The organism is Faecalimicrobium dakarense (genome assembly GCF_000499525.1).
Classification (GTDB): Bacteria; Bacillota; Clostridia; order Peptostreptococcales; family Peptostreptococcaceae; genus Faecalimicrobium; species Faecalimicrobium dakarense.
This window is the reverse complement of sequence record NZ_HG529388.1, coordinates 69,445-86,042: the sequence shown is the minus strand read 5'-3', so window position 1 is coordinate 86,042 and position 16,598 is coordinate 69,445. Positions and strand designations below refer to the sequence as shown.

Genomic DNA, 16,598 nt, shown 5'->3' with positions numbered 1-16,598 from the left:
CCTTCCAATTTCATTAGAAGTAAATGAAATTTCTTCCATAGCTTTAACCATTTGTTTCATTTGCTCATTTCCATCTTTAACTTGTCGTGCTGAACTTAGTGTTAAAGAATTAGCTTTTCTAGCATTATCTGCAGTATCTTTTATTTTGTCAGATATTTCTATAATAGTTGCAGATAATTCTTGAATTGCACTTGCTTGTTCAGTAGCACCCTGTGATAACATTTGTGATCCACCAGCCACTTGATCTGATGCAGCTCCTACTTCTTCTGCAGCCACATTTATTTGAGACATTGTCTCACTTAGATCATGAGTTATTTTATTTATTGAGTTTTCAATTTCTTTAAATATGCCTATAAATTCTACTTCAGGTTCAATATCAAAATTACCTGATGCTACTTCTCCTAAACCACGAACTGTATCATTTATAATTTCCTTAGTTGTGTTACTCATTTTACGCATACTATTTGCTAAAGAACCTAATTCATCTTTCGATTCATAATTAATAGTAATATCAAAGTCACCATCAGCCATTTTGTCTGCAGCTATTTCTATTTCTTCAATTGGTTGTTTTAAACGTTTTGTTATAAATATGCATATAGCTACTCCTGATACTACAGTGAATGCACTGATCGCTATAGAGGCGAAAGTTGCTCTTTTAGATGTCTCTGATACTCCTTTATTAAATTTAATAGCATCAGCTTCTACTTCCTGATTAAAAGATACTGCATCATCCACACACTTGTCGTATGCATTAAAGTATGGAGTATTTGGCTCAGTTATTTCTACTGCTTTTTCATAATTACCTTGTTCTATAAGTGCAAGAACTTTATCACATTCCTGTTTTAAAGCATTAACTGATTGCTCAAGATTGTCAACAAACTTTGGATCTCCACTAAAAGCTTCTCTAATATTCTTAAGCCTTTGTGAAATACTATCAAATTCAGCCACCATTTTAGCTTTATATAATGTAAGGTTTTTTTCCATAATTGCATTACCTAGATATCTTCCAACAGCAACTAAATCTCTCCGAATCCCCATAGATTCAGTTGTCGTTACATAAGGCCCCGTAAATAATTGTTGGCTTAGTTTTTCTGATTGCTTTAATTTAGATATTGTATAAAAGCTTGAAAATATTGTAAGCATCAACAAAATACCAAAGGCTAAAAATAGCTTTTTGCCTATTTTTAAGTTTTTCATTACATATTCCTCCCCATAATCCTGTTTGTCATAATTTTGGTACATCATGCAATAATTTTTTCTAGCTTAATAATAAATTTAATAGCCAACGTTGCCTTTTCTTTGATGTCTAACCCCTAGATAAAATACCTTTTGAATATATATAGCTATATTATTTTAATATTTATGATTTTTGTGTTTAAACCACATATAATTTATTATGTTTTTATACACTTTTCTATTTTTATAGTGCACATTAATATTGCTGATGTCATTTCTAATAATTGTATTTTCCAATTACCCTTATAACTTAAATAGTTCGCCTCTTTTTTATACGGCTAAATAATGAAAAACTTTAGATATTATGTAAAATTTTTTCTTTTGCTGTAAGTTTATTTAAGATTTTAAATATACAACACTTTACAAATAATTTATAAATTAGACAAAAAATAATATGACTCTATATTATTTTTTAAATCAAAAGGGTGTATTGAAATAACTCATAGAATTATTTCAATACACCTTTTTTTATTTTTGTATAATTTAATTAATACTTTCTTATTAAAATTCGTTATTAACTATTTATTGTTGTTCAAACTTTTTATATAGTTTTTCACAAACATCTACCCATCCTTTAGCTCCAAGATGCATAACGTCTCTTAAATAATATTTTTCTGTCTCTTTATCTCTTAAGTCAATTGACTCAAAGCCATATTTTTTGGCTTCATCTACTACTTTATCGTAAAATTCATGTCTTTCTTCTTTCGATATACCAGTTAAGTTATAATATCTATCCATAGAAGGTAGAACTACAATTACTGGTTTTATTCCTAACTCATTACACACTTGTAATTCAAGCTCGTAATCCTTAAACTCTACAGAATCTAATAAGTTTACGTCTTTATATCTGTCCTTAAATTTATCTATTCCATCTTTAAAGTTTTCATTATAATAATATTGATCGATAGCTAGCTCGTTATTACCAACTCTCTCTTTAGCATCCTCTATAGCCATGCTTTTTTCTTTTTCCCAATCAATTGTTCCTTTTTCTTTATGTTGTTTTGCATTTTCTGAACGTAATAACTTCTTATAAAGTAATCCTTTTTCTTTAAGTCTTACAAAATATTTTCTTAGCTCAAAGTATGGTTTTAATAAAAACTTCTCTGTTTCTGAGTTAAAATCATTTGAATTGTATAGTTTTGCATAAGTATATTCCGGCTTATATTCGTTAGATGTACTTAAAAGTTTCTCACTTCTAGCAACTAGCTTATTTTTACTATCTTTAGATAATTTATTACTATCTAAAAAATTATAAAATTGTGATGGTGAAAATCTAAGTTGATAGTGATCTCCACTAACACCTTCTTTATCCATAAACCACTGCATAGATACTAATAAAACAACTTTTCTATCTTTAATATCTGGATTTAAACTCCCCAATGTTGTTGTATGTTGAAGACTTTGAGTAAATGGCCTTCCTATAGCTGCTAAACCATTTTTACTCCTATTTGTATTGAAGTAATTCGTTGGATGTTGTCTCTTTATAGCAGAACTTAATTCAGATGACCCCAGCATCATAATATCTTTATTTTCTAAAAAATAATTATTTGCTATACTCCCCTTATCTTTTGTATCACTTATTGGGTCATTCATTATCTTAGTTAAGTCTTTTTCTTTTAATAAATTTTTTATCTCAAAATCTAAAAATACATTTATTGATAATACAAATATTACACCTATTATAACAGGCATAAATATATAACCTAATTTTTTCATACTACTCTCCTAACTCCCTTAATCTAATCAATTAAGCATATTTACATTATATTAGTATTGCATTTTTGATTTATTTCGTCTATATAATTTATTTCTTTGTTACTTTTTGTTACTTTTTGCTTTGTCCTGTTGTGATTATATATTTTTTTAATATGATATAATAAGTTTATTATAATTAGGAGGTACAACATGAAATCAGCACAGTATTATATAGAAAAATTAGATATGACACCACATGTGGAGGGAGGGTACTTTAAAGAATCAGTATTATCAAAAGATTCATTTAGAGAAGATAAGAAATTATTTAGTAGTATATATTTCTTACTTGAAACTGGAGAAGTTTCTAACTTTCACAGATTAACTTCTGATGAGATGTGGTATTACCATGATGGGCAAGCTCTGACTATATACATGATAACACCAGATGGCGAACTTATAACTAAGCAGTTAGGATTAGATATAGAAAATGGAGAAGTTCCTCAAGTTTTAGTTCCTAAGGGATATATATTTGGTTCTGCTATGAATAATAATGGATTTTCTTTAGTTGGATGTATGGTAGCTCCTGCATTTACTTTTGATGATTTTGAATTATTTGAAAGAAATCAACTTTTAAATATGTATCCACATCTAGAAGATGTAATAAAGAAGTTAACTAGATAAAATATACATAACTCTACAGTCATATTTTAAAACACAAGGGTATATCTCAAATAGAATTTATTAATCGCTAAAATTCTATTTGAGATATACCCTTATATTAATCTATAAAAACTCTTGTGATTATAATCACATACCGTATAAATATATATATGTTACGATAAATATAAAAAACTATAAATTTTGTAAGGAGACAACCATGGATAAAATTAAACAAAACAGAGAATTTTTTAAAGCTGATTTCGAAGTACTAAAACATATAAAAACGGATAAACAAAAAGGAATTCCTGCTCCTTCTTTTCAAAAAGAATATGACACGGATTCAAATTTAATAGAATTACCTCCTATAAGTAAAGATATTTTAGTTAAACCTAACGTACTAGACTGTATAAATGATAGAAGAAGTGTAAGAAAATATAGTAACGAAAAAATAAATTTAGATGAACTTTCATATTTACTTTGGGCAACTCAAGGAATTCAAAGCGTAAAGAATAAATTCAGTGCACTAAGAACAGTGCCTTCCGCTGGTTGTACTCATCCATTTGAAACATATTTAATAATAAATAATGTTACTGATTTAAAATGCGGAGTTTACAGATATTTACCTCTAGAGCATAAACTTATCTTTATGAAATCTTTAGAAAATATAGATGATGAAATAAATAAAGCAACTCCAAACCAGCCTTTTGTTCAAGATTTCGTTTCTAAAAGTGCCGTTGTATTTGCTTGGAGCTGTATTCCCTATAGAAGTGAGCATAGATTTAGTATAACTGCTCATAAAAAAATACTTATAGATATTGGTCATGTTTGTCAAAATCTTTATATAGCATCGGAATCCCTTAACTACGGGACTTGTGCTATTGGAATATATGATCAGGATATAATTGATAATATGTTAGATTTAGATGGTGAAAATGAATTTGTAATTTATATGGCTTGTTTAGGAAAAAAGCTATAATAAAGTTATTTAGTAATGAGTATAGATAGTTTTGTATAAAGTCAAAAGGTGCTTTTGTTGTTAAAAGCATCTTTTTTTGTTTTAATATTAAATTTTATACTTCCATCCTAATAAAGATGCTTCAATTCAATTATTATGTGACATTATCACTTAAATTTATATATTAAAGTAATATAATCAAAATATATTAGTATATGGAGGTAGGATAATGGCTAAAAAAAGAAAAGCAATAATAGACACGAACTATTGTGTTGCTTGTGGTACTTGTGTAAAAGTATGCCCTTTACAAATAATACACATAGAACAAGGGGTATTTGCTAAAATAAACTATGATAAATGCGTTGGGTGTGGTAAATGTGCTAGAGTTTGCCCAGCATCTGTAATAGAGGTTCAGATGATGGAGGTTGCTAATTAATTATGAGGAAAAACAATAAAAAATTTACAGACTATATGTGGATAATAAGTAGTCTTTACTTATTTTTAGGTTTATTTAATATATTGTTTGCTTGGTTAGGATTATTATGTTTCTTTATTCCTCTAATAATATCTCTATTTGATGGTGGTAAATCATATTGCAATATTTACTGTGGTAGAGGTCAATTGTTAGATCTTATGGGTAATAAATTAAAATTATCAAAAAATAGAAATATACCTAGTTTCTTAAGAAGCAAGTCATTTAGATATGGATTTCTAACGTTCTTCATGACTATGTTTGTAGTTATGTTATTTAATACTTATTTAGTGTTTAATGGAACTAATGAATTAAGAGAAGTAATAAAAATACTTTGGACATTTAAATTACCTTGGAATTGGGTAAATACTAGCATGGTATCACCATGGATAGCACAATTTGCATTTGGATTTTATAGTATGATGCTTACATCTACAATTCTTGGAATAATCACTATGTTATTATATAAGCCTAGATCTTGGTGCGTATATTGCCCAATGGGTACAATGACTCAATTAATATCAAAAGCTAAATATGACCCAAATAAAATATAAAAAACTACAATTTTATAAAAAAGATGATGCCTGTAACATTAACAGACATCATCTTTTTTAACTCTACATTCCTTTATTAAGTTTCAAGTTTAATTTATTTTCAGTTAATGTAAGTATCATAACAAAATATCCAACTACTACACCAGCAAATCCAGTTGCAATAGTTTTTAAAATAAGTGCCTGTGTGAAATTTAATTTTACCATACCAAACATTGTTGGAATTCCTATAAAGAATGGTATTATTAACATAATCGCTACAATAGTTAATATTATAGCTTTTAATATATTATTCTTTGGAAAATGCTTCGCAATTATATGATCTTCTTTATTATAATCTATTTCAGGTGCAATACCTTTTTCAATATCCTTTTTTATCATTGGAAATCCCGTAAGTGAACATGCCATTCCTAAAATTAAAATAGATACTAAATAGTCTAAGGCAATTTCTGAAGTTGTAAAAAATCTAGTCTTATCAGTAGTTTGGATTATGAAAATCACTGCATTAATTACTGCATTAACAATCCAAAAATTAATAATACTTTTCTTAATTATGTAATTATGTAAGTATGATTTTTTCTTCATTTTCATTCTCCCAATTCTTTATATACTTATTTTTTAACAATGTAAATATTACTAATGTTATAGTCACTCCCATAGTAACATCTGATGCGAAGTGAGCCCCAACGATTATTCTACTAACCGGTACCAGTATTACCCATAAGGCTGCAAAGCCTATAAACCAATTTTTCTTATCCCTTAAGCTTGTTATAAATGTTGGTATTAATGTAATCCAAATCATAATTGCAGCATTTGCACTATGCCCTGAAGGGAATGACATAAATTCATTTCCAGATGCTAACCCTTGAGGAATAAACCAAATCGAAAATCCTTCAAAAGAACCCACTTCAATCATATGTCTATAACGCTCTCTCCCCCATAATAATTTAATAGAATTAAAAGCAATTACTACAAATACAAATGTTAATACTCCTATAATCGCAGCTCTACGTAACTCTTCTTTATTAGTAACAGAGTACTTCTTAGCAATAATATAAGAAACACCTATGTATATAGCCATAAGTATAGGAATTAATATTTTAGGTCCATGAAAATATTTTATTGGTAAAAATGCTGCCATAGATGATGATAATAACAATAAAGCAATATAAGCAACTGTTCCTAAATTGTATTTTAATGATTTTTCTTTATTCCTAGTTAACATTAAACTAACTATACAAAATGTCGCTATAACTGCAGCAGGGAATTCTCCAATTGCTTCAAATATTAAACCAAATTTACTTGTAGGATTATAAACTGCATTAGATATATCTAAATCCTTAAATGCAAATATTACTAATAAAGCCCCAATAATCAATAACCCAATTTTATATTTATTTTTCATATAAATCCCCTTTTAAATTTTATATACTAAGGGATTATAAATTATCTGGTTTTTGGATAAATTATAATCCCAACCGCTAGGCTTGAGCAACGGACCTGATTTTTAGGTCGTTTGAGCCACGTGTGGGCGAATCATTTGAGCGACATGAGCGAAGCGAATTTTACTTACTATATTTTAAAATAAAATTCCCCATTTCAATTGCACAATCTTCACTTTGTGGGTAAACACCTATATTGTCTCCATATGCATGACCAAAGCCTTTGTATAGTACAGTAGTTGTATCAACCCCTGCTTTAGCAAGCTTTGAAGCATAAGCTAAGCATTCTACCTTTAAAAAGTCATGTTCTCCAACTGTAATAAACGTAGGTGGTAATCCCTTTGCATCTCTAATATATGGAGTTAAATATCCATTTTTAATGTCATCAGTTCCTAAAATATCTTTTAATCCTCCTGATAAACCATTAAACATGTCTAACATCATCTCTATACCATGCCTATGTTTAGAATGCATTTCATACTCATCCTTACTCCATTTAAAGAATTCATCTTCTATATTAGCCATATTTACAGTAGGATAAAGTAATAGTTGTCCTTTTACCATACCTAAATTAGATTCAAAATCTTTTGTAGTACAGTATTGAGTTAAATTTCCGCCAGCACTATCTCCTGCTACAAATATATTATTTTTGTCTCCACCTAAATTTTTTGCATTATCATAAATCCAATTTAATACAGAGTAACAATCCTCATGTCCAGTTGGATATGGATTTTCTGGAGCTAAACGATAGTCAACTGATAAAGCTAATATATCTGTTTTTTCAACAATTAACTTTACTAACTCCTCAACAACATCAGGAGAACCTCCAAAGAATCCTCCACCATGGATGAAATAAAGAATCGGCGCATTTTCCTTCATAGTTTCAGATTTATAAATACGTACTGGTATTTTATATCCATCAATCGCTTCAACGTGCTCATTTATAATATCAATATTCTTTTCAACTATCGGATTACTTTTAACTTCACCAAACATATTTCTTAATTTAAATATTGACTTTGGAGAAGTATCCATTTTCATCATACTCTTAGGCATAAGTCTCATTATTGTCATTTGTTTTTTAGTATCATTATAAAGACGAGTATCCATTGCTCCTATTTCATCACTATCAGGTAACTTCTTAACTAAAACTTGTGCACCTTTAATATCAACCACTTCTTGTCTTTCTACAATTTTATCTAATAATTCTTTAGAATATTTTCTACTCATTTATCTTTTATCCCCTTTATTACTATATATTTTATAACTTCTTTGAAAACGTTTTTCATATCTTTTATAAGAAACGCATATTTATCTATTACTAAATATGCGTTTCTTTTTTATTTCAAAGATTATTATTTAATTCTTAAATCCTATTTTTATAATCCCAACCTCTAAAATTGAGCAACGGACGCAGTCGTTTGAGCAACGTGTTGGCGAAGCATTTGAGCGACATGAGCGAAGCGAATTTTTTATTTAAAGAGATTTTAAATCATTAGCTATTTCATTCATACAATCTTCTGCTTGAGGATATAGTCCTAGCTTATCAATAAATGCATGATCCATACCTCTGTATCTTATAGTTCTACAATTAACATTTGCTTCTTTTAGCCTCTTTGAATATGCCTCTCCTTGAACTCTTATAAAGTCATATTCTCCAACTACCATTAAAGTTTTCGGAAGGCTACTTAAATCTTCTACTAAAAGAGGTGATACATATTTATCTTCTGCTAGAGACTTATCTGTCATATATAAATCTAGCATTGCCGTTGCATCTCCAAGTGCACATATAGCCTTTTTAATAAGTTCTTCGTTAGACTTCATTTCATATTCATCTATGCTCCAATTGTAGTATGGATATTCTTTATCTGAGATTATCGTTGCAGGGTATATTAATGCTTGATATTTTATCATGTTAGTACCTAAATCTCTATCTTTTAAAGTACAAACTGCAGATAAGTTACCTCCAGCACTATCACCTGCTACACCTATTTTATTTGAATCTATATTAATTTCTTCTCCATTATTATATACCCACTTGATTACATCAAAACAGTCTGTAAATCCTTTTGGGAATGGATTTTCTGGTGCTAATCTATAGTCTACAGATATAACTACTGCATTAGCTTTTTTTGCAATTAGTTTACATGGATTTTCAACTACATCTACACTACCAGCTATAAATCCACCACCATGAATAAATACTAATGCTGGCATTTTTTCATCACACTTTGGTGAGTATATTCTAACAGGTATATCTCCATTTTCACCTTTTATTATTTTATGAGTTGTTTCAATTTCTCCATTAGTTAAATCTTCATTATCCCACCCAAAAATACTACGAATCATTCCTACTGAAAAATTATTGAATATATAAGCTTTATCAGCATTTTTATTTTCATATGGATACTTATCTGGATTTAACATTACATCCATTACTCTTGGGTCTAAATTTCCTTCTTCTTTTGCATCCGGAACATTTTTAATAATTATCTCTTGACCATTTATTATTTCTACTTTTTTATTTTCCCCTAATTTTTTTACTAAGTCTTTATACATATTCCACCTCATAGTTTTTAGAGTATTATTTATTGATTATATTAATTAGATTTATTAGTTTATCTAAATTATAAGTAGCTTTATTACACTTTATAGCATCCCCTACTGCTGCAACCTTCATATTTCCATTAAGGGCAGCTTTTACTCCTGCTTCTGCATCTTCAACTACTAAACAATTTTTTGGTGATACTTCTAGCTTGTCTGCTGCTAATATGAAAACTTGTGGATCTGGCTTAGATTTTTTTATCATTGTTCCATCTGCTACTTCATCAAAGTAATTTGATAATTCTATTTTTTCAAGTATTAAAGAAGTATTTTTACTTGAAGAACCTATAGCTATTTTTATATTTTTAGACTTTAAATAATTCATAACTTCATTTACACCTGGTAATATATCTAAAGAAGAAAGATTTTTTAAAAGCTCTTTATATACATTATTTTTTTCTTCCAATAAAATTTGCTTTTCCTCTTGAGTGTATTTTTTATTAGAATCTTCTAATATTATCTCTAAGCTTTCAGCTCTACTTACTCCTCTTAATCTATTATTTATAGTTCTATCAAAATCTATATTTTCTTTGTCTGCTATACTTTTCCATGCCTTGTAATGGTATTCATCAGTAGAAACTATAACTCCATCTAAGTCAAATATTACTGCTTTTATTTCCATGGTACTCTCCTTAAAGTGCTTTTTAATTATAATCTTGTATCCCACATACCACAGAATGGATCAACTGGGTTTTGTCCTTTAAATTCACTTCTTCCCATTAATTTTTCAAATAATGAATCTAACACTATATCTGAACTATGGTAAGTATTTATAAATGTTTTTACACGAGGTACATCTATTAAGTGGTATGGATTTTCTACTGAAATAAATATAGTAGGTACCATTTCCATATATATAGGTACATTAGCTCCCATAGGCTCATCCCACTCTATTCTTACTATAGTTTGATTACTCTTAGTTGCTAAATTCGAAACATAAATTATTAAATCATATTTACCAACTACTGATGAGAACGGTGCAACCATTCCTTCAAATCCTTCACCAGGATTGAATATATCTACTTCAAAACCTTCTTTTTCTAATTTATCTTTTACTATTTTATCTACACCTGCTCTTGCTCCATAGAATTCACTTGCTCCAGCTCCTATATAATATAAAAGAACTTTTTTGAATTTCTCAGGTGATATAGGTAATACATCTTTTTCTTCTTTTACTAAAGTTATAGATTTATCTGCACACTCCTTTGACCATTCAAAGTGATCTTTGTTACCAACTATTTCTTTAGCATTCTCAAGAGTTGGTAATAGTGTATTTTCTTCTTTTTTAGTATGAAGCTTTAATGATGCCTTAAGTCCAAGAACCTTAGTTACTGCATCATCTAAACGCTCACTTGTAATTATTCCATCTTCAACACCTTTTTTCATAAATCCATAATCTTCTTCTAAATTACGAGTAAATAAGAACATATCACATCCTGCTGCTATCGCCTGTGGTACTGCCTTTTCTCTCGGCATAGGAATTATCATTCCAGCCATAGTTGATGCATCTGTAACTACTAAACCATTAAAGTTTAGCTGTTCTTTTAATAGTCCTGTAACTAATTCTGGTGCTAAAGAAGCTGGTAATATATCTTTATCTTCTAACTCTGGATTTAACCTTTTAGAATACTCAGGTTGCATTATATGACCTACCATTACAGTCTTAGCTCCTGCTTCAATTGATTCCCTATAAGCTTCTCCATAAGTTTTATCCCAATCTTCACAGCTCATGCTATTTATTGAAGTTACTAAATGCTGATCTCTTTCATCCATTCCGTCTCCAGGGAAATGCTTTATAGATGCTGCCATATCATATTTTTGAACTGCTTTAACGTATTCAGCTCCCATATTTTTCACTATCTCAGGATTTGAACCAAATGTTCTTGTATTTGTTATTGGATTTCTAAAGTTATAATCTATATCTATTATTGGTGCAAATGACCAGTTAATTCCTACTGCCAAACCTTCTCTACCACAAACATCACCTAATCTATATCCTTGTTTATAATCATTAGTAGCTCCAACTTCCATAGGTGATCCAAAACTTGTTCCTTCTAAAACAGCTCCATTTCCACCTTTTTCTAAGTTTGCAGCTATTAACATTGGAATATCAGAATTTTCCTGTAAAAATCTATTCGCTTCTATAGCTTGTTCTAGAGGCATTGGTCTACACATTATTCCTCCAGGTTTAACTGTATCTAATAATCCTTTAAGGTATTGTTTATCATCCGAAAAAGCTATTAAACAAAATATCTGACCTATTTTTTCTTCTAAAGTCATATTATTTAATTTTTCCTCTACCCAAGCAACATCTTTATCATTTAAGTAAAACGGTTTCCCTTTAAGCCTAATAAATTTATTCATATTAACTCCTCCATAGATTTCATAATTCTTAATTTAATTTTAAATGTTTTAGAAAATAAATACGTTCAGTTTTTTTATCTAAACACTGTAAATTTTTGTCCTCTTCAAAAAAAAATTCGCGTTGCTCAAGCAAAGCGAATTTTTATAGGTTATTTATTTCATATAATACTATTTCGTGTGGCTCTAGTATTGTATTTATTTTGTAATATTTCTTTACATTTTCATTTTTTCTTTTATATCCTGGGTTTGATTTTCCTTTTAAGTATTTAATTTCTTCTGCTTGTAAATAAGTTGGAGCTCCCATTTCCACCCAAGCATCAAAAGAACTTCCTTGTTCTCTATTTACTCTATATTCTTTTATTTCATATTTTCCATCATTTATATTTTCTAACTTAAAATTAAATTCTTTTGGATTATCATTTTTAAATACATTGTATCTATCTTTGAATGTTATCTTTGAAGTATCCATAGACATATATAATTTATCAAAATGGCAATAGTTATATAAAATTATTTGATATCCCCTACTATTTTTAGTTATATAAAATCCATCACCTTTATCTACAAATATATTACCTAGCTTTGATAGTAAATAGAAAGCATTGTATGCAGCTTTTTTTATTGAATTTATAGTTATTAATCCAACCCCACCATGAAATACTTCTTTCGGCAATCTTAATTCTTCTATAAAATCTGTAATAGCCCAATATGCTAAAGACTCTGTACTATCCATATTTTCAACAATATTTTTTACTATAAAAGCTGATTTGTAGCAAGTATCATGGGTTAATTCTCTATGGCTTGGAGAGGCATTCCATTCTGTTATATATAAATCCATTTCTTTTTTATTTATTTCATTTGTTTTTTCTTTTATTTCCTTTATATAATTGTATAAAAAGTTTTCATCTTTAGGGAAAATACCATTTTCACTAAGTGCATTAATATCAATTTCTTTTAGGTCAATATTCATACTATAGGTATAACTATGACTATACATAAAATCAGGAACTATTCCCTTACCATAGTAAAAATTATAAAAATCTTTTGTCCATTTATAACTTGCATCACATATAAAATTTATACTTGGTGCACCTACCTTTAGACCTTTAGATATAGATTTTATAGTCTTATATGTGTTTTCATATAGTCTATAGTACTCATTTACATCTTTGAAGCCAAAAAAATTATCTATTTCAGGCTCATTCCACACCTCAAAGTACCAAGTTTTAACTTCTTCTAATCCATATCTTTTTATATAATGATTTATAAATTCTTCTATTAATTTATTCCACTTGTTTATATCCTTAGGTGGACTAATTATGGTTGGCCTATAAAATATTTTTACTTGTTCTTTGGCCAGTTTTTGAGGCATAAATCCTAATTCAATAAATGGCCTTAGATTGATACTATATAAAAAGTCAAATAATCTATCTATATAAGAAAAGTTTAAAATCACATTTCCACTATTATCTTCGTCGTAAACATTCATCTCATCATCAAATATTCCATGAAACCTTATATACTTAAATCCAATTTCTCGTTGTGTTATTTTTAATTGATTTTGTACCTCTTCTATCAATCCATCTCTAGCTCTACCAATATTTGTAAGTAGCTTCCATTTATGTTTTATTTTCTCTTTTTCTTGGCTTAGATCAATATTTGTATTATTTTTATTTATTATTTTATTTTCAGTTACTTCTCCTTTTAAATCTAGGTATTTGAAAAGAGAAGTATATATTTTATCTTCATCTATTTTTACATAGTTAAAGTTTTTATCTTTTATCTTTACTTCTTTTAAATTAGCCTTTATTTTTTTTCTATATGAGTTTGGAGTTTGCCCATAGTTTTCTTTGAATAAAGTAAAAAAAGTTTTTTCATTGCTGAATCCATTACTAAGAGCAACTTCTGTTATTGGTAAATCTGTATAAATTAAGTCTTTTACAGCTTGTTCTAATCTTATGCTATTTACATAATTGTTAAAATTTTTACCTATATATTTGCTGAAAAATTTAGATAAATACGCACTAGATAAATACTCTCTTTTAGCTACACTATTAAGTGTTATATCTTCTTTATAGTTTTTATCAATATATTCTATGATTCTTTTTAATCTTTCTGAATACTTGTTGCTATTTTTATTATGCAAACTACCTTTTTCTTTAAAGTTTCTACATAGTATATAGACTAGTTCTAGTACCAAAGCCTGTATTTTAATTTCACAGTCTTCTTCATCCTTACTATAAGTCCACATAGTCTTAGCTAAGATTTGTCTAATATTATCAATAATATCTTTATTTTCATTTTTGATCCATACTGAATTGCAATTAAATTTTATATTTTCTATATCTTCATAATGATATTTTATAAAATCAATAGGAATTTGAAGTGCTAATATCATATTATCATCGTTAGAACTTACTGTATGTACTTCATTCGTATTGATTACTATAACATCTTCTTGGTTTAAATTATATAAGGTATCATCTATAACGATATTTACATTTCCTTTTAAAACAAATAAAATCTCTAAACTTTCATGCCAATGGTTTTGTACATAGTTAACACTATGTATAAATATATTCATCTGCATTTTACTACTAAATTTAATAGATTCATAAATAGAATTCATCTAGCTTCTCCCTCATTATTTTATATAGTTTTATATTCTATCAAAGATTCTAATCTTTTTAAAGCAGTAATAGTTTCTATTATATTTTAAAACCCATTATGTATTTTTCATAATGGGTTTTAAATTAGATATTATTTATTTTTCCTTAATACTAACTCTCTGTGTAATTACTAGACTAAAAAGTACCAAAATTATACTTATAATCCAAGGCTTTAATCCAAAGTTATTAATTAATAAATTAATTCCTGAAAGTGTAATTAAACTATAATTAGTAAAAAGTAATATTGTGTTTTTAGATTTTTTTTCCAGATAAAATTATTCTCATACTTAATAAAAGCATTCTAATACCTACAAATGCCATAAGTACACCTATAAAATCTTGAATTATATAATAATAATGAAACTTCATTTCTAACTACTCCTTTATTTATATTACTGGTTCAGCTTTATCGTTTTTTTCAATTTGCTTAAGTTCTTCTTCTGTATAAGTCTTCATACTAAATCCAGTAACTCCATATGTAAATGATATTATAGGAGTTATCCAATTTAAGAAACAGTATGGTATAAACTCAAACGGACTTACCCCTAAAGTTTGGCTACAAAATATTGCATTTGAGTTCCAAGGAATCAATGGAGCTCCAAGAGTTGATGTATCTTCTATCATTCTAGATAAATTTTCTGGTTTTAATTTAAACTCTTTGAATAATGGGCTCATTGCAGTTCCCACAAATACGGCTGTAAACAACATAGACGAACTTAATGCATTTGCACAGTAACTTGCTATAAATGTAGATCCAACTAATTTAGTTCTAGAGTTACCAATTCTTTCTATCATTGGTTGTAATAATACTTCTAAAAACCCTGCCTTTTGAAGTACTCCAGCTATAACAAATACTATAAGTACTAATAATACAGTTTCTGCCATACTCATTATTCCACCACGATTTAATAATTTATCTGCATATACAAGACCTGTATCTATAGAAAATCCATTTAACATATAATTTAATAAATCCCCTATCTTCTCGCCTTCTTGAGCTACTGATATTACTGTCGCTAACATTGATGACCATAATATAGATATTATTGGTGGCTTTTGTAATAATAATAAAGCTAGTAATAAAATTATCGGAGTTATTGCTACGAATCCTATATGAAAGTTAGCATTTAAAGTTGTCATTACTTCATTTATTTGGTTGTAGTCTAGTATGTTATCTGCATACTTAAATCCTATTACAGTATATAAAACAATACATATTATATATGATGGTACTGTTGTAAACATCATATGCTTTACATGTGTCATAAGATTAGTTTTACAAATAGCTGCCGCTAGGTTTGTAGAATCTGATAAAGGTGACATTTTATCCCCGAAGAATGCACCTGAGATTATAGCACCAGCTGTAAGGCCACCAGGAACTCCCATACTTGTCCCTATACTCATTAATGCTATACCTGAAGTTCCTAAAGTTCCCCAAGATGTTCCTGTTGCTAATGATGTTAGAGAACATACTATTAATGTTGTAAGTAAAAAGTACTTTGGTGTTATTACTTTTAGACCACCATAAACTATTGCTGGTATAGTACCTGCTGATATCCAAGTAGCTATTAAAACACCAACTGAAAGTATAATTAAATTAGATTGGAATGAATCCTTTCCAACTGAAAACCCAAGTTCTTCGATTTCACTATTTGTATAACCTAGTTTCATTGCTGCTGGTACTACTATTAACCATGATAATAAAAACATCGTTGTTATAGATGCATTAAATACAAGCATACCAAATGTAGTTAAACATATAATTGAAGCAATCACTAATACTGCAAATTTAAATGTAGGTTTTCTCTTTTCTATATTATTTTTACCCATTTTTACTCCCCCACCTATTTTACATTTTCTCTAAAATACACTAATCCTTTTATTAAAAACCCTTGATATCGTTTTCATAATTATTCTAACCTAGCTTAACTAATTTTAAGCTAGGCTAAG

General features: G+C 28.3%; 14 protein-coding genes. 4 read left to right on the top strand and 10 right to left on the bottom strand.

Translation table 11 applies throughout. From position 1 onward, the window contains the following. The coding region (locus BN899_RS13535; RefSeq protein ID WP_042276367.1) for a methyl-accepting chemotaxis protein at window positions 1–1,197 on the bottom strand (1,197 nt) is incomplete at its 3' end. Window positions 1,198–1,758: 561 nt separating this feature from the next. Further along, window positions 1,759–2,952 (bottom strand): D-alanyl-lipoteichoic acid biosynthesis protein DltD, encoded by a 1,194-nt coding sequence (gene dltD / locus BN899_RS13530; protein ID WP_042276364.1) that lies wholly within the window; start codon window positions 2,950–2,952, stop codon window positions 1,759–1,761. A 189-nt stretch (window positions 2,953–3,141) separates the two neighbouring features. Between dltD and BN899_RS13525 the strand changes: the two genes are divergently transcribed. From BN899_RS13525 to BN899_RS13510, 4 genes are all read left to right on the top strand, one after another. After that, complete coding sequence (locus tag BN899_RS13525; RefSeq protein WP_042276361.1) at window positions 3,142–3,612, top strand: cupin domain-containing protein; 471 nt, start codon at window positions 3,142–3,144, stop codon at window positions 3,610–3,612. Window positions 3,613–3,808: 196 nt separating this feature from the next. After that, window positions 3,809–4,567 (top strand): SagB/ThcOx family dehydrogenase, encoded by a 759-nt coding sequence (locus BN899_RS13520; RefSeq protein ID WP_042276358.1) that lies wholly within the window; start codon window positions 3,809–3,811, stop codon window positions 4,565–4,567. A gap of 208 nt (window positions 4,568–4,775) precedes the next feature. Beyond that, a complete protein-coding gene (locus BN899_RS13515; protein ID WP_042276355.1) occupies window positions 4,776–4,982 on the top strand; it encodes a DUF362 domain-containing protein in 207 nt (68 codons plus the stop codon). Window positions 4,983–4,984: 2 nt separating this feature from the next. Then, the gene (locus tag BN899_RS13510; protein ID WP_042276353.1) at window positions 4,985–5,572 is read left to right on the top strand and encodes a 4Fe-4S binding protein; all 588 of its coding nucleotides are present in this window, start codon (window positions 4,985–4,987) and stop codon (window positions 5,570–5,572) included. Between the two features lie 63 nt (window positions 5,573–5,635). On the opposite strand, the gene BN899_RS13505 is transcribed toward BN899_RS13510, so the two are convergent. The 8 genes from BN899_RS13505 to nhaC form a co-directional block, all read right to left on the bottom strand. Then, window positions 5,636–6,154, bottom strand: coding sequence for a hypothetical protein (locus tag BN899_RS13505; protein WP_042276350.1), 519 nt, complete (start codon window positions 6,152–6,154; stop codon window positions 5,636–5,638). Next, window positions 6,129–6,974, bottom strand: a complete 846-nt coding sequence (locus BN899_RS13500) for a phosphatase PAP2 family protein (protein ID WP_042276347.1) — start codon at window positions 6,972–6,974, stop codon at window positions 6,129–6,131. Before BN899_RS13500 ends, BN899_RS13505 begins: the two co-directional genes overlap by 26 nt. A 160-nt stretch (window positions 6,975–7,134) precedes the next feature. Continuing rightward, the gene (locus BN899_RS13495) at window positions 7,135–8,241 is read right to left on the bottom strand and encodes an alpha/beta hydrolase (protein ID WP_042276344.1); all 1,107 of its coding nucleotides are present in this window, start codon (window positions 8,239–8,241) and stop codon (window positions 7,135–7,137) included. 246 nt (window positions 8,242–8,487) lie between these two features. Then, window positions 8,488–9,570 carry an alpha/beta hydrolase gene (locus tag BN899_RS13490; protein ID WP_052356858.1) on the bottom strand — a complete coding sequence of 361 codons (1,083 nt, stop codon included), beginning with the start codon at window positions 9,568–9,570 and terminating at the stop codon, window positions 8,488–8,490. Between the two features lie 25 nt (window positions 9,571–9,595). Next, the gene (gene pgmB / locus BN899_RS13485; RefSeq protein ID WP_042276342.1) at window positions 9,596–10,237 is read right to left on the bottom strand and encodes a beta-phosphoglucomutase; all 642 of its coding nucleotides are present in this window, start codon (window positions 10,235–10,237) and stop codon (window positions 9,596–9,598) included. A gap of 26 nt (window positions 10,238–10,263) precedes the next feature. Beyond that, window positions 10,264–11,979 (bottom strand): glycoside hydrolase family 3 protein, encoded by a 1,716-nt coding sequence (locus BN899_RS13480; protein ID WP_042276340.1) that lies wholly within the window; start codon window positions 11,977–11,979, stop codon window positions 10,264–10,266. A 142-nt stretch (window positions 11,980–12,121) separates the two neighbouring features. Continuing rightward, window positions 12,122–14,608, bottom strand: a complete 2,487-nt coding sequence (locus BN899_RS13475) for a GH39 family glycosyl hydrolase (protein WP_042276338.1) — start codon at window positions 14,606–14,608, stop codon at window positions 12,122–12,124. A gap of 427 nt (window positions 14,609–15,035) precedes the next feature. Further along, entirely contained in the window at window positions 15,036–16,478 is a 1,443-nt protein-coding gene (nhaC, locus tag BN899_RS13465; RefSeq protein WP_042276336.1) for a Na+/H+ antiporter NhaC, read from the bottom strand. Between the last annotated feature and the right edge of the window lie 120 nt (window positions 16,479–16,598).